The organism is Granulicella sp. 5B5, from assembly GCF_014083945.1.
In the GTDB taxonomy this organism is placed as follows: Bacteria; Acidobacteriota; Terriglobia; order Terriglobales; family Acidobacteriaceae; genus Granulicella.
On record NZ_CP046444.1, the window covers coordinates 3,437,527 to 3,461,681 of the forward strand.

Annotated in this window: 21 protein-coding genes; 11 read left to right on the forward strand and 10 right to left on the reverse strand. The window is 62.0% G+C overall.

Going from position 1 to position 24,155, the window contains the following annotated elements; translation table 11 throughout:
- Positions 1-129: 129 nt before the first annotated feature.
- Positions 130-1,635, reverse strand: a complete 1,506-nt coding sequence (locus GOB94_RS14510) for an amidohydrolase (protein WP_220464941.1) — start codon at positions 1,633-1,635, stop codon at positions 130-132.
- Positions 1,636-1,843: 208 nt separating this feature from the next.
- On the opposite strand from GOB94_RS14510, the gene GOB94_RS14515 reads away from it, so the two are divergent.
- Positions 1,844-4,087: a transferrin receptor-like dimerization domain-containing protein gene (locus tag GOB94_RS14515; protein ID WP_182276587.1), complete on the forward strand. Its 2,244-nt coding sequence runs from the start codon at positions 1,844-1,846 to the stop codon at positions 4,085-4,087.
- A gap of 105 nt (positions 4,088-4,192) precedes the next feature.
- Positions 4,193-5,572 (forward strand): FAD-containing oxidoreductase, encoded by a 1,380-nt coding sequence (locus GOB94_RS14520; RefSeq protein ID WP_182276588.1) that lies wholly within the window; start codon positions 4,193-4,195, stop codon positions 5,570-5,572.
- 74 nt (positions 5,573-5,646) lie between these two features.
- On the opposite strand, the gene GOB94_RS14525 is transcribed toward GOB94_RS14520, so the two are convergent.
- Positions 5,647-7,122 carry an ATP-binding protein gene (locus GOB94_RS14525; RefSeq protein WP_182276589.1) on the reverse strand — a complete coding sequence of 492 codons (1,476 nt, stop codon included), beginning with the start codon at positions 7,120-7,122 and terminating at the stop codon, positions 5,647-5,649.
- The gene (locus tag GOB94_RS14530; RefSeq protein WP_275943219.1) at positions 7,103-7,798 is read right to left on the reverse strand and encodes a response regulator transcription factor; all 696 of its coding nucleotides are present in this window, start codon (positions 7,796-7,798) and stop codon (positions 7,103-7,105) included. The genes GOB94_RS14525 and GOB94_RS14530 overlap by 20 nt, the downstream gene beginning before the upstream one ends.
- 94 nt (positions 7,799-7,892) lie before the next feature.
- Here GOB94_RS14530 and GOB94_RS14535 point away from each other — a divergent pair, with 94 nt between their 5' ends.
- Entirely contained in the window at positions 7,893-8,105 is a 213-nt protein-coding gene (locus GOB94_RS14535; protein ID WP_182276591.1) for a hypothetical protein, read from the forward strand.
- 13 nt (positions 8,106-8,118) lie between these two features.
- Here the strand turns inward: GOB94_RS14535 and GOB94_RS14540 are convergent, their stop codons facing one another.
- Together GOB94_RS14540 and GOB94_RS14545 are read right to left on the reverse strand one after the other, a co-directional pair.
- Positions 8,119-8,955, reverse strand: a complete 837-nt coding sequence (locus tag GOB94_RS14540) for a hypothetical protein (RefSeq protein WP_182276592.1) — start codon at positions 8,953-8,955, stop codon at positions 8,119-8,121.
- A gap of 358 nt (positions 8,956-9,313) precedes the next feature.
- Positions 9,314-10,138 (reverse strand): site-specific DNA-methyltransferase, encoded by an 825-nt coding sequence (locus GOB94_RS14545; protein ID WP_182276593.1) that lies wholly within the window; start codon positions 10,136-10,138, stop codon positions 9,314-9,316.
- A 127-nt stretch (positions 10,139-10,265) separates the two neighbouring features.
- Between GOB94_RS14545 and GOB94_RS14550 the strand changes: the two genes are divergently transcribed.
- The 4 genes from GOB94_RS14550 to GOB94_RS14565 all read left to right on the forward strand — a co-directional run bounded on the left by GOB94_RS14550 (position 10,266) and on the right by GOB94_RS14565 (position 13,470).
- Entirely contained in the window at positions 10,266-10,721 is a 456-nt protein-coding gene (locus tag GOB94_RS14550) for a MaoC family dehydratase (RefSeq protein ID WP_182276594.1), read from the forward strand.
- Between the two features lie 216 nt (positions 10,722-10,937).
- On the forward strand, positions 10,938-11,894 hold the full coding sequence (locus GOB94_RS14555; protein WP_182278638.1) for an MBL fold metallo-hydrolase: 957 nt from the start codon (positions 10,938-10,940) through the stop codon (positions 11,892-11,894).
- A gap of 126 nt (positions 11,895-12,020) precedes the next feature.
- Entirely contained in the window at positions 12,021-12,530 is a 510-nt protein-coding gene (locus tag GOB94_RS14560) for a hypothetical protein (protein ID WP_182276595.1), read from the forward strand.
- Between the two features lie 22 nt (positions 12,531-12,552).
- The gene (locus GOB94_RS14565) at positions 12,553-13,470 is read left to right on the forward strand and encodes a rhomboid family intramembrane serine protease (RefSeq protein WP_255484001.1); all 918 of its coding nucleotides are present in this window, start codon (positions 12,553-12,555) and stop codon (positions 13,468-13,470) included.
- Positions 13,471-13,826: 356 nt separating this feature from the next.
- Here the strand turns inward: GOB94_RS14565 and GOB94_RS14570 are convergent, their stop codons facing one another.
- On the reverse strand, positions 13,827-14,246 hold the full coding sequence (locus GOB94_RS14570; protein WP_255484432.1) for a helix-turn-helix transcriptional regulator: 420 nt from the start codon (positions 14,244-14,246) through the stop codon (positions 13,827-13,829).
- A 212-nt stretch (positions 14,247-14,458) separates the two neighbouring features.
- Complete coding sequence (fabG, locus tag GOB94_RS14575) at positions 14,459-15,205, reverse strand: 3-oxoacyl-[acyl-carrier-protein] reductase (protein ID WP_182276597.1); 747 nt, start codon at positions 15,203-15,205, stop codon at positions 14,459-14,461.
- Positions 15,206-15,296: 91 nt separating this feature from the next.
- Between fabG and GOB94_RS14580 the strand changes: the two genes are divergently transcribed.
- Together GOB94_RS14580 and GOB94_RS14585 are read left to right on the forward strand one after the other, a co-directional pair.
- Positions 15,297-16,877 (forward strand): FAD-dependent thymidylate synthase, encoded by a 1,581-nt coding sequence (locus GOB94_RS14580; protein ID WP_182276598.1) that lies wholly within the window; start codon positions 15,297-15,299, stop codon positions 16,875-16,877.
- Positions 16,878-16,896: 19 nt separating this feature from the next.
- Positions 16,897-17,286, forward strand: a complete 390-nt coding sequence (locus tag GOB94_RS14585) for a GxxExxY protein (protein ID WP_182276599.1) — start codon at positions 16,897-16,899, stop codon at positions 17,284-17,286.
- 110 nt (positions 17,287-17,396) lie between these two features.
- Here the strand turns inward: GOB94_RS14585 and GOB94_RS14590 are convergent, their stop codons facing one another.
- The gene (locus tag GOB94_RS14590) at positions 17,397-18,398 is read right to left on the reverse strand and encodes an ABC transporter substrate-binding protein (protein ID WP_182276600.1); all 1,002 of its coding nucleotides are present in this window, start codon (positions 18,396-18,398) and stop codon (positions 17,397-17,399) included.
- Between the two features lie 41 nt (positions 18,399-18,439).
- Positions 18,440-19,174 (reverse strand): queuosine precursor transporter, encoded by a 735-nt coding sequence (locus GOB94_RS14595; RefSeq protein WP_182276601.1) that lies wholly within the window; start codon positions 19,172-19,174, stop codon positions 18,440-18,442.
- A 142-nt stretch (positions 19,175-19,316) separates the two neighbouring features.
- Here GOB94_RS14595 and recA point away from each other — a divergent pair, with 142 nt between their 5' ends.
- A complete protein-coding gene (recA, locus tag GOB94_RS14600) occupies positions 19,317-20,402 on the forward strand; it encodes a recombinase RecA (protein ID WP_182276602.1) in 1,086 nt (361 codons plus the stop codon).
- A gap of 166 nt (positions 20,403-20,568) precedes the next feature.
- On the opposite strand, the gene GOB94_RS16945 is transcribed toward recA, so the two are convergent.
- On the reverse strand, positions 20,569-22,593 hold the full coding sequence (locus GOB94_RS16945; RefSeq protein ID WP_255484002.1) for a glycoside hydrolase family 88 protein: 2,025 nt from the start codon (positions 22,591-22,593) through the stop codon (positions 20,569-20,571).
- Between the two features lie 291 nt (positions 22,594-22,884).
- Between GOB94_RS16945 and GOB94_RS14615 the strand changes: the two genes are divergently transcribed.
- Positions 22,885-24,015, forward strand: coding sequence for an aldose epimerase family protein (locus GOB94_RS14615; protein WP_182276603.1), 1,131 nt, complete (start codon positions 22,885-22,887; stop codon positions 24,013-24,015).
- Positions 24,016-24,155 lie beyond the last annotated feature (140 nt).

The following is a 24,155-nucleotide window of genomic DNA, read 5'->3' on the forward strand; positions in this document are numbered from 1 at the left end:
TTTGTATAAAAATACTATATGTCAGCTTGTCGAGCAAGGACTAATTAACGCAGACGGCAAAAAGTTGCCTGCGCAGACATGGATGACTTATTGCGACAAGGGTCGATTGATCAATAGCATCTTGGTCGATCAGTTTCCGCGGTAGTTGATAAGTGGCTTCTGGTCAACAGGGATAGGCGAGTGATAGGTCTTGCCGGTCATCTTCCGCGCAAAGTCGGCCTTCGCTGCTGTTACAAGCTCAGGCTTCGTGAACAGATCGGCAGCCGTCAGGGCAAGAGCTTTGGAGGCGATGATCATGCCATCCTGTCCGATGCTCATGCCGGCTGAGGCGGTAGCCTGCCAGGTGTGTGCGGCCACGCCGGGTACGAACGTCGCGGTGGTGAAGCCGATCGTCGGCACCACCCAGCTCACATCGCCGACATCGGTCGAAGCCGAAGGCGCATTCGGGTCGACAGGACGCAGCGGCTCGATCGTATCCGTCTGATCCAGGCTCGGCACCGTATCGATACCCAAAGTCTTTTGCAGCCGCAGCGCAAACTCTTTCTGCGAGGCGTCCATCGTGTAGCCGCCCACCTCCTCAAGGTTCTTCTGCGCGACGGGCGCTAATGCATCGTTGCCCACAATGTTGGCATCGCTGCCGATGCCGGTGACCTCGAGCGTAGTGCCTGTCATCAGCGCCGCGCCCTGCGCAATCTTCAGGATGCGGTCCCATATGCCTGTAAGCACAGTGTTGGAAGGGTTGCGCGCCATCAGGTCCATCTGCGCCAGGTCCGGCACGATGTTCGGCGCCACGCCTCCTTTGGAGATGATGTAGTGCACACGCGAGTTGCTCGGTATGTGCTCTCGCATAAACTCGATGCCTGTCCCCATCAGCATCACGGCGTCGAGCGCGGACCGGCCGCGATCTGGAGCCATCGCAGCATGGGCAGCGATGCCGTGGAAGGTGAACTTCGCCGAGTCCACTGCGAGCAGGCCGCCGTTGATCACACCATTGCGGTCGCCCGGGTGCCAGTGCAGCACCACATCGACGTCTTTAAACAAGCCGTCGCGCACCATGTAGACCTTGCCAGAGCCGCCCTCCTCCGCAGGCGTGCCGTAGTACCGCAGCGTGCCCGCGATGTGGTTGGCCTGCATGTACTCCTTCACCGAAACAGCCGCGAGCGCAGCGCCAGAGCCCAGCAGGTTGTGGCCGCAGCCGTGCCCCGGTGCGTTGGCGACGACCGGCTCGCGGTCGGGTGTCGTCTGCTGCGAGAGGCCGGGCAGGGCATCGAACTCGCCCAGGATCGCAATGACGGGTTTGCCCTCGCCATAGCTGGCGATGAATGCCGTCGGCTCATCGGCCACGCCGGCTTCCACCTTGAACCCGGCCGCCTTCATCTGCGTTTGCAGCAGCGCCGAGCTCTTGCTCTCGTGATAGCCAAGCTCGGCGTAGCCCCATATCTCTTTGGAGACCTGTTTCCAGTTCGCCGCTCCCGCATCCACCAGCTGCTCAACCTGCTTATGCGCCGAAGCTGTGGATTGGGCCTGCACGGGCGCGGTCACATAAAGACCCAGACAGAATGTGGAAGTGGCAACGGCCATCAGGCTGCGGAGGGTGCGTGGAAAGGCAATCTGCATGCTATTGAATATCGTCATTGGCGGCATCCTTCAAAGGGCTTTGAGATAGATCTGCGAGGCCTGAAGAAGCATGGAACAACCCCCATGCGCATCGGCAGGGCAGGGAGAACAAAGTTGACACTATGCGTGGAGACTATTACAACCCAAAGTACACCGCAATTGTTCGTGGCCCTGTCAGCCACACTCCATTCATTTCCATTCCTTGTTTTAGCGAGGTGATTGTCGCATGCGCCGTCTTACTGTTTGCCTTCTATCGCTTTCCATGGCGGCCTATGCCGTGGAGCCCACACAGACCGCGCCTCTGCGCGGCTACACCGCAGAGCATTCGGCCACCGAGATCCAATGGGAGCAGAAGTTCCGCGCGATTCCCAATACGGACAATCTCCGCGAAAACATGCGCCGCCTCTCTGCGCGCCCGCACCACGTCGGCTCACCCTATGACAAGGACAACGCCGAGTGGCTCCTTGCGCAGCTGAAGTCCTACGGTCTCGACGCCAAGATCGAACAGTTTGAGGCCCTCTTCCCGACGCCGAAGTCGCGCAAACTCGAGCTGCTTGGCCCCAACAAGTTTGAAGCGAAGCTCGAAGAGCCGGCCCTGGCAATCGACCCCACATCCGCTCAGAAGAGCGAGCAACTGCCCACGTACAACGCCTACTCGCGCGATGGCGATGTGACCGCTCCGCTGGTCTATGTGAACTACGGAGCGCCTGCCGACTACGAAGAGCTTGAGCGGATGGGAGTCTCTGTGAAGGGCGCCATCGTCATCGCGCGCTACGGCCAGACCTGGCGCGGCATCAAGCCGAAACTCGCTGCGCAGCACGGCGCGGTGGGTTGTCTCATCTACTCCGACCCCAAGGACGATGGCTACTCCCGCGGCGGGTCGTATCCGGAAGGACCGATGCGTCCGCCCGAAGGCGTGCAGCGCGGCAGTGTCATGGACATGCCTGTCTACCCCGGCGACCCACAGACGCCCGGCATCGGCGCAAAGCCCGGCGTCAAGCTCATCCCGCTCGACAAGGTTCAGACGATCACGAAGATCCCCGTGATGCCGATCTCCTATGAGGATGCGAAGCCGTTCCTGCTGGCGCTCGGTGGCCAGGTGGTGCCGGACGCGTGGCGCGGCGACCTGCCACTCACCTATAGGACCGGCCCCAGCAAGGTCATGGCGCATCTCGCGCTCTCGTTCAACTGGGACCGCAAGCCGCTCTACGATGTCGTCGCAACGATCCCCGGTGCGACCTTCCCTGACCAGTGGGTCATCCGTGGCAACCACCATGACGCATGGGTCAACGGCGCTGGCGATCCGATCAGCGGCGCCAGCCCCGAACTCGAAGAAGCGCGCGGCCTGGGCGAGCTGCTCAAGCAGGGCTGGAAGCCCGCGCGCACCATCATCTACTGCTGGTGGGACGGCGAAGAGCCCGCTCTCCTCGGCTCCACCGAGTGGGCGGAGTTCCACGCAACAGAGTTGAAGGAGCACGCCGTCGCCTACTTCAACTCCGACGGCAACGGCCGCGGCTTCTTCCGTGCGGAAGGCGCGCACTCGCTAGAAAACTTCATCAACAGCGTTGCGAAGGATGTCACGGACCCCGAAACCGGCATGTCCGTATGGAAACGCGCCCGGCTTGCGGCAATGGTGCGTACAGGTCGCGGCGGCGAAGGCGGCGCGGAGTCGCGCAACCGTCCTGACACGCGCATCGGCGCACTCGGTTCCGGCTCGGACTACACCGTCTTCATCGACCATCTCGGGATCGCCAGCGCCAACCTCGGCTACGGCGGCGAGGATGAAGGCGGCGGCCAGTATCACTCCATCTACGACGACTTCTACTGGTACACGCACTACTCGGATACCAACTTCGCCTACGGCCGTGCGCTCGCGCAGACCGCCGGCACGATGATGATGCGCATGGCAGACGCCGATGTGATCCCCTACCAGTTCACCGACGAAGCGGACACGGTGCACAACTACGTCACCGAGGTGAAGAAGCTCGCCGACACCATGCGTGCTCAGACGAAGGAGCGCAACATGGCCATCGCCGAAGGCGCCTACAAGGCGGCTGCCGACCCGAAGAAGGTCAGCGTTCCACCGCCGGTTGAACCTGTGCCGCCGTATCTGAACTTCGCGCCTCTCGATCAGGCATCCGACGATCTCACAGCGGCCGCAGCGGCTTATGAGAAGGCGTTTACAGCGCATGCCGCCAGTGGCGACAGCGCGGTGAACCCCGAGCTCATCAAGACCGAGCGAGCGCTGACCGATCCCACTGGCCTGCCCAACCGCCCATGGTTTGAGAACATGGTCTATGCTCCTGGCTTCTACACCGGCTACGGAGTGAAGACGTTGCCTGCTGTACGTGAGGCGATCGAGCAGAAGGACTGGTCGATCGTCGACGCGGAGATTGCCCGCACGGCAGCGGCACTTGAGCGCGAGGTTGGCATACTGAAGGCCGCTACGAAGATGCTCGCACAAAGCTAAACCTGTGAAAGAATTTCGTACAGTCCACACGATGCGCCAGCGCCAGCTGGCGCATCGTACTTTGCAGAGTACTTTGCGGGTTTGGGCGGCATCAAGGAGTTGGCGATGAACAAGACATTCGACGCAATCATTGTGGGTGCCGGGCAGGCCGGCCCATCGCTTGCTGGCCGGTTCAACGACGCGGGTAAGAGCGTAGCGCTGATCGAACGCAAGCTGCTCGGCGGCACCTGCGTGAACACCGGCTGCACCCCGACCAAGGCCATGGTCGCCAGCGCTTACGCCGCGCACCTGATTCGCCGCGCCTCTGACTTCGGACTTCCGGCACAGCAGCTCGTGGGTGTGGACCTGGCCGCAGTGAAGCGCAGAAAGGATTCCATCGTCAGCAAGTCGCGTCAAAGCCTGGAGAAGTGGCTTACGGGGATGGAGCACTGCACTCTCATCCGCGGCACCGCACGGCTCTCCGGCCCGCACTCCATCACAGTCAACGACGAGGTGTTGCAGGCTAAACAGATATTCCTGAACGTCGGCACCAGGGCATTCGTCCCCAACATACCCGGCATCGACGAAGTTCCCTGGCTGACGAATACAACGATTCTTGAGCTCGAAACCCTGCCGGAGCACCTCGTCATCGTCGGTGGCAACTACGTTGGCCTTGAGTTCGCGCAGATCTTTCGTCGCTTCGGTTCGGAGGTCACAGTCGTCGAACGCAAGCCCAGGCTCGTCAGTCATGAGGACACCGACGTCTCCGACGAAGTACAAAAGATCCTTGAGAGTGAAGGCATCCACATTCGCACCGGCGCCGAATGCATCCGTTTGGAGAGGCTCGGCTCGCAGCCGATCGTCCACGTGGACTGTACCGATGGCGAGCCCGCGATCAAGGCAAGTCACGTGTTGCTGGCCACCGGACGCACCCCCAATACCGACGACCTTGGCCTCGAGTCGGCCGGTATCGAACGCGACGAACATGGCTTCATCCCGGTAAATGCGCGCCTCGAAACCTCTGCCCCCGGCATATGGGCTTTGGGCGACTGCAACGGCCGCGGCGCCTTCACCCACACCTCTTACAACGACTACGAGATCGCCGCCGCGAACCTCCTCGATGGCGGCTCGCGCAGTGTCGACGACCGCATCCCATGCAGCGCGCTCTTCATTGACCCGCCTCTCGCGCATATTGGCATGAACGAGCATGAGGTACGCGAGCGCGGCAAGCCGGCATTGATCGGCATGCGCTCTATGACGCGCGTCGGCCGCGCTGTCGAGAAAGGCGAGACCAGCGGCTTCATGAAGGTGCTCGTCGACGCAGAAAACCAGCAGATCCTCGGCGCGACGATTCTCGGTACAGGTGGCGATGAGGCGATCCACTGTATCCTCACCGCCATGTATGCGCACCAGCCCGCGTCATTGCTGCAACACTCAGTGCACATCCATCCAACAGTCGCCGAACTGATTCCCACGGTCTTCGGCGAACTCAAACCTCTCATCTGAACCAAGCTCGCGACGTAAATCCTCAATAGAGAACCGCAACCGCCGCCAGCGAGAGCAGGTCTCCGAATCGGAGATCAACTCTCGCTGACGGAAGTTAGCAACGGACCTGGCGCATGCGCCACCTTTTGCTCAGCGAGTGGCAGCAGAACGGATAAACGCGCACCGCCCTGTACAAGGTTCGTCGCCTCGACTGACCCAGCGTGCGCCTTCACCACGGCATGCACAAAGGCCAGTCCCAGCCCGTGCCCGCGGGAGCTCGCGCTCTTTACCCCCTGCTCGAATAAACGGTTCCGGATCTCCTCGCTGAACCCCGGGCCATCGTCTTCAACGCGAAGAGACGCCTCCTGTCCTTGCTGCTGCAGCGTAATCTGAACGGTGCTGGATGCAGGCAGATGTTTCAGCTCGTTGTCGAGAAGGTTGGAGACGGTGCGATGCAGGAGAGCTGCATCGGCGCTGACAAAGAGCGGGCCTGAGCTTCGCAGCCGGATTCGGATACCGCTCTCCGTCATGGAGGGCTCATACAGATCGATCATGGCGCGCAGCATCTCGTCCAGGTCCACCTGCGTCCGCGACAATCGCAGGGCGTTGGCCTTCGCCTCGGCCACATCCAGTGACGAGTCGAGAAAGTCGCATAGCCGGTCGAGCTCTTCGATCGCGCTTACGATGGGATCGGCCTGTTCGATGTGCAATCCGCTCGAAAGCGACATCTCCAGTTTGCCCCGTATCGCCGTAAGCGGGCTGCGCATGTCATGCGCCAGCGAGTCGGTGATCGTATGCAGCTGATGCATCGAAGTTTCGATGCGGTCGAGCATGTGGTTCAACGTCCGCGCAAGATTTCCAACCTCGTCGCGTCGCCCGGTCGTGGGCACGCGGCGGCTCAGGTCGGAGTCTCCAATCTTGGACGCTGCCTCCGTGATGTCGCGCACATGCCCCAGCATCTTGCGTGTCGTCAGGAAGATGATGAGGGCTCCGAACCCTACAATCGCCAGCCACCACAGGGTGAAACGCAGCCGCAGGTTTCTCAATACATGGTGCTGATCGCGTTCCGAAAGCCCCAGGTAGATTCGGCTGCCATCATTCACCGAGGTGCTCACAACGCGGAAGGGAAACTTGAAGCCGGCAACATGGATGTCGGTGGCTACGCCCGGCTTGGCACGGCTCGAATGGATTGCCTGAAGCACCGGAGCGACGTTCCCGGCGCCCACCCACAACAGCGGCAGGCCCTCGCGCGACGTCTGCAGAAAGAACACGGCGTCGTTCTCCGGAGCATCGCTGCGCGAACGATCGGGGACCTCTCTGCTGGCCAGCTCCGCAACCTCGCCGACGACCCTGTTATAGAGGCGGTCTTTCGGGGTGCGTTCCGCAACATCGTTCAGCACCTGCACCTCACCGGAGAGCCACGCATCGCTGCGCCTCTGGATGTCATTCGCCATGAACTGGTGGAGCGCGATAAACACCAGCATGGCGCCGGCTGCAAAGGCCAGCGTCCCCCACAACGATATGCGCCACGCCGCGCTGCGTGTCGGTAGGTTAGCGGTCTTTGAGGACATAGCCAACACCTCGCAGTGTCTTGATCAGCGGCTCGCACCCCTCGGTGTCCACCTTGCCGCGCAGGCGATAAATATGCACATCCACCACGTTGGTGTCCGGGTGGATACGCATGCCCCACACCTGATCGAGGATCATGGCGCGTGTAACGACACGTCCGGCATTGCGTACCAGATATTCGAGCAGTACGAACTCCTGCGGACTCAGGTGCAGCACCTCGCCGTTGCGCGTGGCGCGTCGCTTTAGCAGATCGAGCTCAAGGTCGAGCACTGTCAGCCGGGTGGACTCCATGGCCGTCGGCGCATTGCGTTTCAGCACATTCCGAAGGCGAGCCAACAGCTCCGCGAACGCGAACGGCTTCGTCAGGTAATCATCGCCGCCTTGTTCCAGGCCGCGTACGCGGTCATCCACCGAACGTCGCGCGGAAAGAATCACCACCGGCGCTGTAACGCCCAGACTGCGCAGGCGAAGGATAAGGTCGATGCCATCCTGGTCCGGCAGCCCCAGGTCGACGATAAGCGCGTCGTAGCTGTGTGTGCGAGTGAGTGTCTCGGCCGTGCCGCCATCACCCGCGACATCGACCCTATAGCCGGCCTCGGTCAGCGACTCTTTCAGGAAGCCCTGTATCTCGATTTCATCTTCAACGACTAGGAGCCGCATGACATGATGGTAAGCCAAAAAGCCGCATTCGCGACTGCCTTCAAAGAGCGGTTCTCGCGGCCCTTTCGTTCCGCAAAACCATGGCCGGACATGAACGAAAAGTCATCACCAAATGGAGAAGGGAACCATCGACTTCGACAGCATCTCCTGTACGATCTCGGATGAGGCCGTAATCGTCGCCGGCAGCGGCAAGAAGCAGCTCACGCAGGATATTCAGCAGTTCCTTGCGCACTCTGCTCTCCACGTTCATGCTGCCTTGTCGCAAGTAATCTCTTTCTGCAAGCGGAACGGCCGCGCAGCATCGCCGCGCGGCCGTTCCGTTTGAAAGAACAACTGGGTTAGGGAACCGCGATGGGGCTCGGTGCGCTCTTTGGTGTGCTCAGATAGCCTGTGACCTGGTTCTTGCTGATGTCATTCACGACAATCTCAAACAGGGCAGGTGACTTGCCGGAGTAGAACTGCACCGGCTCATCGAGGTTCTTGTCCTTCTTCTCGATCTTCCTGTCATCCGAGTTCACCAGCAGCGTGTACTTCGAACGCTTCGGGTCGGCCTTCTTCAGCTCCACTTTGATCGTGCCCACGTTCTGCGCGCCCCCGCCCTTGTGCAGCGTGAACTCGTAGTAGTTGCGGTCGCCGCGGTGCTTCAACTCCTCAAGCTGCGAGTGGTTGGTTGCAATCAGTCCGCTCATCACCCCGGCATCGCCCATCACCCGCGTCAACTGGGTTTTGGTATCCGCCAGGTCAGCCTGCGTATTGGCAACATCTGTCTTCACGCCACCTACATCCGTCTTTACGGCGCTCACGTCGCTCTGCACATCGCCGACCTGCTGCTGCGTAGCCTTCTGCTCGCGCGCCAAACGTGCCGCGTCAGCCCGCTCCGTAGCGACCAGTTGCTGCGAACGGTCTTCCAGTTGTTTTTGTGTTAAACCGACACTCTGTCCCAGGGCCTCACCCTGCGCCTTCAGTCGTTCGTTCGTGTCTTCAAGCTTCTGCGAGAGGACTGTGTTCTGTTTATTGGCTGCATCGAGCGACTGCTCGGCCTGGGTCAGATGGTTCTGCAGGCCGATGTTCCACCCCAGCGCCGCCAGGGCGGCTAACAGTCCTACAATCGATACACCGGAGAGCCATGCAGGTGCTCTGCTCTGCATTATCTCTTCGTGCTCAAGATCACTCATATCGTACTTTCCTCCTTGCGGACTTGACATGCTGAGGCCGCGTGCAAAAGCGCAGGCTGTAAAAGGAACCTCGCACGCTTAGACGCGGGTTGTTTCCGCTGAGATAGCCGGGACCGTAATGAAACTTTGTAACAGGCCGATCAGAAGTTGCGGCGAAGCAATAATCATCCAGGACAAATAAATCCGGTCGAATCTGTCTGTTAGCGCCGCAAGCGACCATCCCGGTAGCCCCAGCATACCTTGGCGATCCATCTCTGTGCGGCGAACTTACCTGTGAAAAGAACGTCGCCCGGCGATGTAGGGTGGGGAAACCGCCGCCATCACGCGGTCGTTGCCTCGCCCTCGAGGGCGCCGCGCTCTAGGCCTTTGCCAGCGCCTTCAGCCGCTGCCGCATCACCTTCACCGCCTCCGCGCTCTCGTCGATCAAAATGTACTCGCGCCCGTTCTTCGCCGCAGCCACGCCCGTCGTCCCCGACCCCGCAAAAAAGTCCAGCACCGTCTCCCCGGGGTTCGAGTGCACCCGCACAATCCGCTCCAACACACCCAGCGGCTTCTGCGTCGGGTACCCCGTCTTCTCCTTGCCTGTTGGCGACACGATCGTATGCCACCACACATCCGTCGGCGTCTTCCCCCGCGCCGCCTTCGCCGCGCCTACCAGCCCCGGTGCCATGTACGGAATCCTATCGCTCGCCTCCAGCCGGAACGTGTACTCCTTCGGATTTTTCGTATACCAAAGGATGTTGTCATGCTTCCCCGGCCACCGCTTCTTTGACCGCGCTCCATAGTCATACGCCCAGATGATCTCGTTCTGAAAGCACGCCCGGCTCCCGAACACCTCATCCAGCAGCACCTTGCAGTAGTGCACCTCGCGCGGGTCGATGTGGAAGAACAGCGACCCCGTCGGCGTCAACACGCGGTGTGCCTCCTCCAACCGCGGCCGCAGAAACCCCAGGTAGTCCTCAAACGCGTCCGCATACACCGGCATCGCCTCCAGCGTCTCCGTCCGGTAGCGATGCCCGCCAAACCCCGTCCGGTCGCCCGCCACATCGCGCACTGCCTTCATGCGCTTCCGCTGCTGCGTGGTCCCCGTGTTGAACGGCGGGTCAATGTAGATCAGCTCGACACTCCCGGCCGCCAGCTTGCGCAGCGCGGCCAGGTTCTCCCCTCGGATGATGCGGTTCACTTCGTCTCCCTGCTTGGCATCCTGACAAACGAGTCTATTATCAAAGAGTCGTAACAGATTTGGATGCACCCTTCCGCGCGCCCCCTGTCGTGCGCCGGTCGGGTTTCGGGATCAGGAGATTAGGTACGTGCCAACCGAGCTTTATTTCGAAGACTTCTATCCGGGGCTCAAGTTCGTCTCCGGACGCAGCTACAAGGTCACCGCCGAAGAGATCAAGCAGTTTGCCGAGCAGTATGATCCGCAACCCTTTCACCTCGACGAAGCCGCCGGTGAAAGCTCCTTCTTCAAAGGCCTCGCCGCCTCCGGCTGGCTCACCGCCGCCATCGTCATGCGCCTCCGTGTCGAGTCCATCCACGTCGCCGGCGGCATGATCGGCGCAGGCGTCGAGGAGATGCGTTGGACCCAGGCCGTCCGTCCCGGCGACTCCCTCCGCACCGAAGCCGAGATCCTCAACGTCCGCGAGTCCAAGTCCCGCCCCAAATACGGCGTCGTCCGCTCCCGCACCACCGTCTTCAACCAGCGCGGCGAGGTCGTCATGCGCACCGTCGTCAACTTCCTCGCCCCCCGCCGCTCCGCCCTGTAACCTCTCAATCTGGGTTCGCGGGATGCCGGGTGCCCCATGTCGCGCTTCTGAGACATAGGTTCGCAGAGTGTCGGGTGCCCCATCTTCGCGACGGCTCCATCGTCGCTAAGGTGGGATGCACAAATCTCCAGGTACCCACACGCAACCACCCCGTACCACCCCAAGCTCCCACGCCCTTTTCGCACAGCCCACCGGCGTATCCTCATCTCTGTGCGGATGACCATTCTGGCTTCGGGCTCGAAGGGCAACGCGACCATCGTCGCGGCAGGGAACACCTCCGTCCTCATCGACGCCGGCCTCAGCTGCCGCGAGCTCCTCAAGCGCATGGCCCTCGCCGGCGAAGACCCGGCCTCCCTTGACGCCATCCTCATCACCCACGAGCACGTCGACCACGTCTCCGGCCTCGCCGTCCTCGCCCGCCGCCTCGGCATCCCCGTCTACTTCACGGAGCAGACCCACCGCGCCTGGGTCCGCATGTTGACCCCCAAGACCACCATGTCCTACACCAAGTGGCTGGAGATGAAGCAGCGCGAGAAGGCCGAAGCCGAGGCCGCCTCCCACGCCCCGGCCCACACCGTGATCGCAGTTGAGGCCGAGCCCGACGCTACCGCCCAGCTCCCCATCGACCCCGACGACGACACCCCCGTCAAAAAAGATCCCGCCGCGCTTCCGGTAGTCGAGTACTTCCGACCCGGCCACGCCTTCGCCATCGGCGACCTCGACGTCAATCCCTTCACCATCCCCCACGACGCAGCCGACCCTTGCGGCTTCGTCTTCCACGCCCGCTCCGAGAGCCTCCGCATGGCCGTCGCCACCGACCTCGGTTACATCCCACCCAACGTCAAGCTCGCCCTCAAGAACGTCGACGTCCTCCTCCTCGAGTCCAACCACGATCTCGAAATGCTCAAGGACGGCCCCTACCCCTGGAGCGTCAAGCAGCGCGTCCTCAGCCGCGTCGGCCACCTCTCCAACGCCGCCGCCGCCGAGTTCCTTACCCAGGATTACGATGGTGGTGCCCACACCATCGTCCTCGGTCACCTTTCCGAGCACAACAACCTTCCCGAACTCGCCCTCCTCGCCGCCGAGCAGGCTATCGGCAATCGAATGAGTCTCTTAGGCAACCGCATCCTGCTCGCCGGCCAGGCGGAGCCCACCCCCTCCATATGCCTTTGAACCCGTTCTCTAACTCCCGCAGTATGAATCCCTGTCGGTACATCTGGCGTCAAACCCTTGCGTATGGAAGATGTAACTTCCGGCTGTGTAGCCGAGTGCGATAAACTGGAGGCAGTGAACCCCGATATGGCAAATTACTCACATCGATCCGGAGCGAGCGACAAAACCTCCTGCACGGACCCGGTCGTAGGGGCCATCCTCTCCGGATGGCGTTATGACATTACGGGCAACTCCCCCGATCTTCGCCTCGACTACGAGGCCCATCTCTCCGAGTGCGGCCACTGCCGCCGCCGCCAGCGCATCCATCGCACCGTCGATGTCCTGCTGCTCGCCGCCACCTCGCTCTCCTTCGCTGCCTTTTTGCTGGCCGCCCTGGTCATGCACCGGTTGGAGGCCGTCAGCCACATCACCAACGTGCATGTTCACCTGCATCCGGACAATGTAGCTGCCCTGGCCCGCATCCCCGACTCCATCACCATCGGTCTTGAGACTGTCGCTGTCGCCGGCGTCATCGTCTCCATGCTGCTCTGGGTGCTGGTCGCCATGGCGACTCCCATCTTCGGCATGATCACTGCCACGGTTCGCGAGCGCATCGCTCCAGAGCTGCGCGATCGGCTGCGCAAACAGGTAGCCTGATCCCGCGCTGGAACCCGCCGCTTTGACCGAATCCTCCACACCCGACGGCTACCAGCATCCCTCCCACACCAGCGGCGAGAGCATCGCCGCTGTAGAAGCCACCCTGGAAGGCCAATCGCGCCCCGCCCGCCGCCGCGTCAACACCTCGCTCTGGAACTACCCCGCCACCTACACCCTCATCGCCATCAACGCGCTGGTCTTCGCGGTCATGTTCCCCTTCGGCCCGGTCCCGGCGCTGCTCCACGCCCATCAGTGGACCGGCATCCTCACCGCCTCCTTCAACGGCGACACGCTCATCCGCTTCGGCGCCACCTACTCCTACCTCGTGCAGGAGGGCCAGTGGTGGCGGCTCGTCACCGGCGCTTTCGTCCACGTCACCATCCTGCACATCCTGCTCAATATGTGGTGCCTCTGGAATCTCGGCCTCTTCGGTGAGCCGCTCCTCGGCAAGCGCGGCCTCGTCGCCGTCTACCTGCTCACAGGCACCGCTGGCATGATGCTCTCCTTCGCCTGGGCCATCTTCCGCTTCCAGCCCACCCTCGTTGCCGGAGCCTCAGGCGCGGTCTTCGGCATCGCCGGCATCCTCATCATCCTGCTCTCCAACCGCAACCTCCCTGTTCCCTGGGACGAGCTCCGCAGTCTCCGCCGGCAGGTCATCTTCTTCGCGGCCATCAACCTCGTCCTCGGCCTCGGCCCGGACATCCTCGCCAGCGGCGCCGCCTCGCAGCTCTCCGCCCTCCACATCAACCCGAACAACCTACCCCGCATCGACAACTCCGCCCACCTCGGCGGCTTCCTCAGCGGCCTCGCTCTCGGCATCCCGCTCTTCCCCAGGATGACCGCCGGCCGCGCCACCTACCGCCGCCGCCAGCGCATCACCTTTGCCGCTGCCACGCTCCTAATCTGCCTCATCGGCTACGCCCTCACCAAGTTGGTCTAGCATTTTGACCTTCCCGTGATGTGTCATCTCGACCGAAGTCCGCGCTTTTGCGGACGCAGCGGAGAGACCTGCGTCTTCCGTAGCGAGAGCCGCAGGCGCGAGCGTACCCCGGAGGGAGCACGGGCCTCTTGACACGCCCTATACAATAAAAGAAGCAAACAACCCGCCCCAGGCCGGGTTTCGTCGTCTTTGCGCTCTTTCAAAACCGATCCGCTCAAGCCAGGTAACCAACGAGCCGGTTACGAGCCTAACCCCAATCCGCTGCGGATCATACGGCCCAAATAGGGGAGGGGTGGCAGGCAGCAAAAAAAAGAGCCCCGGCTTACGCCAGGGCTCTCTGTGTCAGTCGAACAAACTTAGCTTATCGAAGTCGAAGCCGTTGCGGCGAACTTGCGAACCATAGCCAGCAACAGCCGCCGGTCGCTCTCGGTCAGTTGCGACGAGTACTTCTGCACCTGCGTCAAGAACCGGATATCGTCCTCGCCCATCGCCGTCACATGGGCATCGCGCGTGGCGCTCTCCCGTCCATGGCCGTCGGCAAAGAACTGGCTCAGCGGTAGTTCCAGCGCCGACGCGATCTTCTGCAGCGTATCCAGCGACGGCACCGTGTGCCCGTTCTCAACGCGGGAAAGGTAGCAGCGCAGCAACCCCGTGCGCTTTTCGATATCACCCTGCGACATGCCACGCTGCAGGCGAAAGCTCCGGATCGTTACGCCAATGTTGATCGGCGCCGGTTCGGGCGTGGGTCCTGTCTGCTGCGGCACGACTGTTGTCATAGAAGCCATTAGCCGTAAAGTACCTATCAGCCCTCGCAGTAGCAAGGGTTTATCGCAGAAATCTCAACCTTCTCCGTACCTTTCAAGATTCGTGCTGACCCCGGCACATGGGCAACCACTTCGTCTGCCCAACAAAAACACCACATTCGGCCACATCAACCGTGGCGAAACATGGCGTCTTTACTTCGCGAACTTTGCGGGAGGTCTTTGCCTTATCCCATGTACATCCCGCCATTCACATCCAGCGTATGCCCGGTGATGTACCCCGCGCCCTCCGAAGCCAGAAACGCCACCGCCGCTGCGATGTCCGCATCGCTGCCATACCGTGCCAGCGGAATATGCCCAAGAATCCCGGCCTTCTGCTCGTCGGTCAGCACATCGGTCATCGCCGTCTGGATGAACCCCGGCGCCACGGCATTCACCGTAATCCCGCGGCTCGCAAACTCCCGTGCCAGCGACTTCGTCAGCCCGATCATCCCGGCCTTCGACGCCGCATAGTTCGCCTGCCCCGCCGCACCGGTCTCGCCCACCACCGACGTGATGTTCACAATCCGCCCCCACCGCGCCTTCATCATCGGCGAGATCAGCGCCTGCGTCAGCAGAAAGCTCCCCGTCAGGTTCGTCCGCAGCACGTCCTCAAAATCCGCGAGCTTCATCCGCATCACCAGCCCGTCCTTCGTGATGCCAGCGTTGTTCACCAGGATATGCACCGTGCCAAACTCCGCCAGCACAGCCTTCGCGCAGCTCTTGATGGCCTCTTCGCTGGCCACATCCAGCGCAAATGCTTTAGCCACACCGCCCGCCGCGCTAATCTCTGCGGCGACAGCCTCCAGCTTCTCCACACTCCGTGCCGCCAGCGCGACCGTCGCACCCTGCTTTGCCAGCTCCAGCGCACAAGCGCGCCCAATCCCCTGCGACGCGCCCGTTACCAGCGCAATCTTCCCAGCCAATGAACTCAAAGTCTTTCTCCTTCTACTTCCTATTTCCTACTTGCTACTTCCTATCCCTGTGTATTAAACCACCGCCTCGCCGCGATATCCTTGCCGAGTCATGTCCGATCACCCCGCCAAGCCCGCCGCGCCCAACACCACCGAAGTCTACGCCATCCACGGCGCCGAGCCCGAAGTCCTCGCCTACGCCATGGCGAAGTACAGCCGCAGCGCGCTCACTATGCGCGAATCGCTCACCGAGATCAGCTCCCAGCGCGCGGAGCAGTTCCTAAATACCTTCTACTTCCAGTACGGCCACCGCTCCATCGCCGACCTCGCGCACATCCCCTTCGCCATCGAGCGTCTCTCGCTCCTCGCCGCCATCGCTCTCGTCGACGAGACCCGCTGGGACGGCCAGGAGCGCAGCACCCGCTACCAGGACTTCCGCCGCTCCGGCTGGTACATGCCTGAGCTCCACAGCAAAGCGAAGACCGCCTACACCCGCGCCATCGAAGCCCTCTTCCACGCCTACGACGGGCTCAGCGCCGGCATGTTCGAAGCCCTCAAGGCAGCGATCCCATGTCCAGAGAGCATGAAGCCCGAGGCCTACGCGCGCACCCTCAAAGCCCGCGCCTTCGACGCCGCGCGTTATCTGCTGCCGCTTGCGACGAACACCTCGCTCGGCCAGATCGTCAACGCCCGCACGCTTGAAACCCAGGTCTCGCGCCTGCTCTCCAGCGAGTTCGCCGAGGTCCGGGACCTCGGCACCAAGCTCCGCAGCGCCGCCAGCGAGCCCGCATGGAACGTCCAGCGAGACAAGCTCGAAGAGATGGCAGGCGAGGGAACTGTCGACGCCACCGCCACTGCCGAGATCCTCAACACCCTCATGCCGCCTGTCCGCACCGCGCCCACACTCGTCAAGTACGCGGAGCCGAACGACTACCAGATCGCCAGCCGCCGCGAGCTCCGCCAGGCCGCCGCCGAGCTCATGCGCGACCCCGACGGCAACCCGCGCCCCATCTTCCCCGCGCCCATCGTCGACCTCCTCGACGACGACGAGGACCTCGAGGTGGAGCTCGCTACCAGCCTGCTCTATCCGCACTGCCACTACTCCTACCGGCAGCTCCGCGGCGCCGTCGCCGCCCTCACTGAGCCCCGCCGCAACGAGCTCATCGCCCTCGGCACCGCCCACCGCGGCCGCCACGACGAGCTCCTCCGCAGCTTCCACTCCGGCCACGGCTTCCGCTTCGACATCCTCATGGACATCGGCGGCTTCCGCGACATGCATCGCCACCGCCGCTGCGTGCAGCTCATCCAGGAGTTCACCGACCTCCACGGCTACGACGAGCCCACCTGCCCCGGCCAGCCCACCCTCGCCGAAGCCGGCCTCGAACCCGCCTACAAGGCCGCCATGGACGCCGCCTATACCGCCTACCGCACCCTCCGAGACAGCACCGAACCCGAAGCCGCCCAAAGCGCCCAGTACCTGCTCCCACTAGGCACCCGCTGCCGCGCCATGTTCAAAATGGACTTCGCCGAAGCCCTCTACATCTCCGAGCTCCGCAGCGGCATTGCCGGCCACTTCAGCTACCGCCTCGTAGCCTGGGAGATGTACCGCGCCATCGCCGCCCGCCACCCTGCATTGAAGAGCATGTTCCGCATCGAAGACGTCCACATCCCCGTCGACTTGTTGAAGCGATAAATCTACTCGAAAGAAATCAATGACCCAAGAAGAGCTGAACGGGTTAGCAAGAAAAATTCTCGACGCAGCCTTCCGAGTCCACACGGCTCTCGGCCCAGGCTTGTTAGAGACTGCCTATACCGCGTGCCTCGTCTACGAACTTCGTAAGATGGGCCTCGAAGTGAGGACGGAAGTCCCCGTTCCAATCGTCTATGACGGAACGAAGCTGACCGATGTGGGGTACCGAATCGACATTCTGGTAAGCAATGAGATCGTCCTCGAGATCAAGTCTGTCGACGCGCTAGCGCCAGTCCATTTTTCCCAGATTACGTCCTACCTCAAACTGGCGAACCGACGCCTGGGCTTCCTCCTGAACTTCAACGTAGAAAGCCTCCGAGATGGCATCCACCGTCGCGTCCACCGCTTCTAAACATCCTCCCGCCAAGTCCGCAAAGCAGAGACGCCAAGTTTCGCCACGACAGCCATGGCGAAACTTGGCTAACTTCGCGCACTTTGCGGGAGACAGCAGGTGCCTATCCCCTAGTGACCGCCCGCATACAACCCCCGCAACACCTCATCATCCACTACATCCCCAACCCTCAACTCCCCCTCCACCAGCTTGTACTTCGTAAACATCTCCACCGACCGCCTCCAAGTAGCATCTCTCATCATCCCGAACCGCGGGCTCTCCGCATACACCAGCCTCAGCGTCTGCTCCAGCGAAGCCCTCTGCTCCGCCACCGAGCTATCGGTCGCATACTTCGCCACAATCATTCTCGCCGTCTCGCCCTCATGCGCCCGAGCATAGCTCCACCCACGCCCCGTAGCCCGCACAAACTTTTCCAGCTCGCCCACATGCGTCGCCACAAACCTCGCCGGAGCAAACAGTACCTCCGCATAGGCGACATACCCATTCGCGCTCATCGGGATCACGTTCACCGGATGCCCTTCCATCTCCAGCCGCACCACTTCGTCATTCGTATACCCCTGCATCGCCGCCACCTTCCCACTCAGCAGGGAATCGAACTCATACCCAATCGTCACCGGGCGCACATCCGCACGCGTCATCCCATTGAACTGCATCAGCACATCCAGCGCCTTCTCGCCGTCATCATGCAGCCCGATGGTCTTGCCGCGCAGGCTCTTGATCGTCGTCAGCCCCGAGCTCTTCAGCGTCAGCAGCGCCAACGGAGTGCTCTGCATCATCGTCGCAAACGCCTTCAGGTGCGCGCCCTTCGCATCGGCAGCCAGTAGCTGATCGGCCTCGGTAATCCCCACCCATCCATCCGCATCGCCCGTATGCGCCGCAACAATATCCACGCTCGCTGGCCCGCTGCCATCATCAGGGCGGATCGTCACCGCCAGCCCTTCGGCCGCGTAGTACCCCTGCTCCTGCGCTGCCAGTATCCCCGCAAACTGTGCCGTCGATTTCCAATCCAGTTGCACCGTCAGCGGAACAGGCTTCGCACTCTGGGCCAGGGCGCCAGTGGAGAGAAAATAGCAGACACCAAAGCCGATACGACAAGCGATCGTGCGGGTCAACGTCATCTCCTGAAGAAGCAATAAGGGTAAAGAAAAAGGCTCTAGCGAACCCGCTCTACCTCAGCTCCCCTGGACTCAGCAAACCGGAAGGGGTTGAAGTTCGTATGCGTGTCAAACGTGTCGATGTGTTCAGCGTGTTTCAGGAAGTTTACGACAACATACGTCAGCGGCGTCGCTGCAATCTCATACAACACCTTCAGCACATAGCCGGTCACAATAATCTCCACCATCTTGTGTGCTGTAAACGTGCCTACAAAGGTCAAAAAGATCACCAGGCTCGTATCCACAAACTGCCCCACCACGGTCGACCCCACCGTTCGAGTCCACAGCCACCTCCCCCTCGTAATCAGCTTCAGCTTCGCCATCGTGTACGAGTTCGCAAACTCCCCCGCCCAGAAGGCGGCTAAACTCGCCACCAAAATTCGCGGTAGTATCCCGAACACCGTCACAAACGCCTGCTGGTTCCTGAACTCCGGGTCTGGCGGCAGCGCAATCACCAGCGCCGACACCGCATACAGCAGCGCCGTTCCAAAGAACCCCAGCCAGATCGCCCGCCGGCTCGCGGCATATCCGTAGATCTCCGTAAAAATGTCGCCAAAGATATACGTCACCGGAAACAGCACGATCGCCCCCGAGGTCGAGAACGCCGGGACTGAAATCGGCCCCACAAGATGAAACGGACCCACCCGAAACACCTTCTGCGCGACCAGGTTGGCCACCAGCAGGATCACCACAAAAATCGTGGTCAGGGCATCCAGATAGCGAAATTGACGCATACCGTTAGGCTACCCCACCCTACGCCCAAAATAGTCCGGTTCTTCACAGACTACTTTCGCTTTTATTTTGCTTTTTACGGAGCCGGGATGCTAGACTCGGTTTCTAGTTCAGGCAACCGTGCCGCCCAAGGAGACAGATCACGTGGCAGACGACCGCAGCAAGGCCATCGAAAGCGCACTCTCGCAGCTCGAAAAGCAGTTTGGCAAAGGCTCCATCATGCGCCTTGGCTCCAAGGAGGCTATCGGGCCCATCGCGGTCATCTCCACCGGCTCCATCTCCTTCGACGCCGCCCTCGGCGTAGGCGGCGTCCCCCGTGGCCGCGTCATCGAGGTCTACGGCCCTGAGAGCTCCGGCAAAACCACTATCACCCTGCAGATCATCGCGGAGGCCCAGCGCCTCGGCGGCCTCGCCGCCTTCGTCGACGCCGAACACGCGCTCGACCCGGCCTACGCTAAGAAACTCGGCGTCGACACCGACAACCTCCTCGTCGCGCAGCCCGACTACGGCGAGCAGGCCCTCGAGATCGTCGAAGCCCTCGTCCGCTCCAACGCCGTCGATGTCCTCGTCGTCGACTCCGTCGCCGCGCTCGTGCCCAAGGCCGAGCTCGACGGCGAGATGGGCGACTCCCACGTCGGCCTCCAGGCGCGCCTCATGTCGCAGGCGCTCCGCAAGCTCACCGGCACCGTCTCCAAGTCCCGCACCTGCCTCATCTTCATCAACCAGATTCGCGAGAAGATCGGCGTCATGTTCGGCAACCCGGAGACCACCACCGGCGGCAAGGCCCTCAAGTTCTACTCCTCCGTGCGCATCGACATCCGCCGCATTGGCGCCGTCAAGGAAGGCGACGTCGTCGTCGGCAACCGCACCAAGGTCAAGATCGTCAAGAACAAGGTCGCCGCCCCTTTCCGCGACGCCGAGTTCGACATCATGTACGGCGAAGGCATCTCCCGCGAAGGCGACACCCTCGACCTCGCCGTCCTGCACAACATCGTCGACAAGTCCGGCGCCTGGTACAGCTACCAGGGCGAGCGCCTCGGTCAGGGCCGCGAAAGCGTCCGCGGCATGTTGAAGGAGAATCGCGAGATCTTCGGTCGCATCGACAGCGAACTTCGCAAGAAGCTCGGCATCGTAGCTTCATCCGACGCAGAAATCCCAGCCTCGCCCGACAACGCCGCCGAAACAGCCGCCGCCGCCGTCAAGCCTCGCCGCGGAGCCGCCGCCAACTAACCAGTTTGCTTTGCCTGCGAAACAAGCCGCGAGAGAATGCCTTCTCTCGCGGCTTTCTCGTCCGTAGCGCCGTCGGGAAAATAGGCGGGCGATAGGTTTTGAAGGGGACGGGCTTTAGCCCGTCCATATAGACAGCAAAAGAGGAAAGGGGCTTTAGCCCCGAAGGCTAAGGCTTATAGGCGGCAATCGCCTTGCCCTTGGCCGAGAAATCCTTCGCCACCGGATCATGCTTCAGCGCTTTCAATCCAGCGACCACGCTCTCGGCATTCATCACCGCGCCCGCAACCGTCGTATGCGTATGCGGATCACCAAACAGCGGCTCAACCGCAGCCTCGCCCAGCTTGTCGTACTTGTCCGCGGTGATGTCGTTCAAATCGACAAACCCCACATGGTCGCGCTTGGCGACCTCCTCCGTCCAGCCCGCATAGGTGTCCTTGTTCCGCACCACCTTGCCGTCCCTCCAAATCTTCCGAGGAATCAGCGAGCACAGAATCGGCGTCACGCCCTTGGCCTTCGCCTCGCGCACCATCTCATCCTCATACCACCCGAACGTATGCACCACCTCTTGCTGCTTCGTAATCGGGTTGAAGATCGTCTGGGTCTCATCGCTCACGCCCGGCAGCGACGCCCGCGCCCGCGTCGGCTCATCGGGTTTCCCGCTGTCGTTATGCCCAAACTGAACGAGCATCACATCGCCCGGCTTCATCAGCGCCAACGCCTCAGCCCAGTGCCCTTCGGTGATGTACGTCCGTGAGCTCCGCCCGCCGATCGCCTCATTGGCCACATTCACCTTGTCGGTATTGAAGTAAGGAGCCAGCTCATCACCCCAGCCCATCTGGTTATGCGCTCCATCACCGTTCCCGTTGCGAACAGTCGAGTCCCCAATCAGCCAGATCGTCGGTATCCCCGGCTTCCGCTGCACCACCGGGATATGCCGCGTCCGCCCCGGATCAGTATTCACAGCCGCAACCTGTGACGACTTCGCGGCCATCGTCTTCAGCTCCGCCGCCGCCAGCAGATATCCACCCACACCATAGGTAAAGCTCGCACTCGCCGGGTAGTAAGCTGGCTCCGCGCCCGTCTGTTGAATATCCCCCAGTCGCCCATCGGCATACACATGCTGCAGAATCCCCGCCCACGCCTTCGCGATCACCGGCTCATACTTCGCGCGGTCGAGCACGCCGTGGTCCACACCCCAGGCCATGCCATACACCATCAGCGCCGCCCCCGAGATCTCCGGCTGCGGAAAGTCTTCGCCATCCAGCAACGACGACGGCCACAATCCATCCGGCCTCTGCAGCTCCGCCACCCGCGCCGCCATCTCGCGCAAATTCTGCTCATAAAATCCGCGATGCGGATCGTCCGCCGGCAGGTAATCCAGCGTCCGCGCAATCCCGCCCATCACCCAGCCCTCACCCCGGGACCAGAAGATCTTCTTCCCGTTCTTCGCGCGCTTGTCCTTGTACGTCTCATCGCGCGCATACAAATGCTCATCCGCATCCCACAATGCGGCATAGGTCTTCGCCCAGTTCGCATTCAAGTAGTCGATATACTTGTGATCGCCCGTAGCCTTCGCCATCCGCGCCCACGTCGGCGGCCCCATAAACAGCGCATCGCACCACCACCACGGTATCCGCGGATCATTCGACCGCAGCGTCGGCAGCCCGATCACGCTATCCAGCCCCGCCTGCGTCGGCGTCATCATCGCAGCGTCTTTCTTGCCATCCAGCAGATACAGCTCCAGGTACGTCTGCCCTACGCTCTGGTCGTCGGCGTTCGGCATCTTGCTGCGCAACTCATAGTTGTACTTCTTTGCCATCGCTGCCATCGCGTCCTTATACTTCGGGTCGCCCGTCGACTCCGACGCAGCCATAAACCCCGAGTACAGCACGCTCCACGTCCATATCCGGTCGAAGTACGGCTCGGCCACCTTCAGCTGCCAGTCCGCCACCTTGCGCTCGGCCTTATCGATCGCCGCCGCCGTCAGCGCAGGCGAAAGGTCCGTCTGGATCGGTCCCGGGTCCGCCGGCGCATCCCCAAAGTGCCGCGAGATGTCTTTGTCGATCCCCGCCTGCATCGCCGGCGTCGGCTTCGGCCAGCTCGCGTCGTTTGTGGCCTGCGCCATCGCACCCACCGTCAACATCGCGCAGGCGGCCAGCGCCACGCTCATCCGCATCTCTCGTACACTCATCGCATCTCCTGTAGCCACAATCTTGAACGTAGGGCAGCAGCACAAACTCTAAGAACCCTGACCAGAGAATGTCAAATAGAAAACTATTTCAAAATATAACAAGACTCTGGGTGCCCCATCTTCGCGACGGCTTCATCGTCGCTAAGGTGGGATGCAAACCGCCCGGAGCCTCATGTTTCGCCTCTGAGACATGGCTTCGCACCATGCCGCCGCAGCGCCCCGGTCCCGCGGATGCCACCTCTGCCCTCAATACGCTACGATGACTTCGTCCGTATTTAGGAGATCCCATTCATGCCGCAAGGGAAACGCTTTCCAGCCCTCACTCACTTCCTCGCAGGAGCCCTCATCTTGACCGCATCCGCCGCAGCCTCCCACGCGTCCGTCACCAAAACCGCCTGGGGCACCGCCGACGGCCAGCCCGTCTCCCTCTACACCGTCGCCGGCAGCCACATCACCGTCAAGTTCACCAACTTCGGCGCGCACATCGTCTCCATCCAGGCGCCTGACCGCAACGGCCACCTCGCCGATGTCGTCCTCGGCTACAACTCCCTCGCCGGCTACCAGGCCGACTCCAAGACCTACATGGGCTCTGTCGTCGGCCGCTACGGCAACCGCATCGCCAAGGGCACCTTCTCGCTCGACGGCCACACCTACCACATCCCCGCCAACGACCACGGCAACGCCCTCCACGGCGGGACAGTGGGCTTCGACCGCAAGGTCTGGTCCGCGCAGGAGCTCCCCAACGGCGTCGAGTTCACCCTCGTCAGCCCCGACGGCGACATGGGCTTCCCCGGCACCCTCACCGCGCACGTCCGCTACACCGTCGTCGGCGACTCCATCCACATCAACTACTCGGCCACCACCACCAAACCCACCGTCGTCAACCTCACCAACCACACCTACTTCAGCCTCGGCGGTGAAGGCCACGGCGACATCCTTGGCACCGTCATGATGATCAACGCCGACCGCTACACCCCCGTCGACTCCACCCTCATCCCCACAGGCAAGCTCGACCCCGTCGCCGGCACGCCCATGGACTTCCGCACCCCCACTGCCATCGGCAAGCGCATCAACGACAACTTCGAGCAGCTCAAGCTTGCTGGCGGCTACGACCACAACTGGGTCCTCAACGCAGGGCAGGGAACCGGCCTGCACCTCGCAGCCAAAGCCGTCGACCCCACCAGCGGCCGTACCCTCACCGTCACCACCACCCAGCCCGGCGTACAGTTCTACTCCGGCAACTTCCTTGACGGCTCCTTCACCGGCGCGGGTGGCGCAAAGTACCAGAAGCACTTCGGCTTCTGCCTCGAAACCCAGCACTTCCCCGACTCCCCCAACCACCCCGCCTTTCCCACGACGGAGCTGAAGCCCGGCGAAACCATGCACTCCGAAACCGTCTTCACCTTCGGCATAGAGAAGTAGAGATCACACCAGCTCCACGAAACGGCACTGCCCCGACTTGGAGAGTCGGGGCAGTGCCGTTTTAAGCTTTTGCTTTTTTGGTTGTCATTCCCGCAGGGAATCTGCTTCTCGCTCGCCTCGGCAAAACTGCCCGTCTCCTC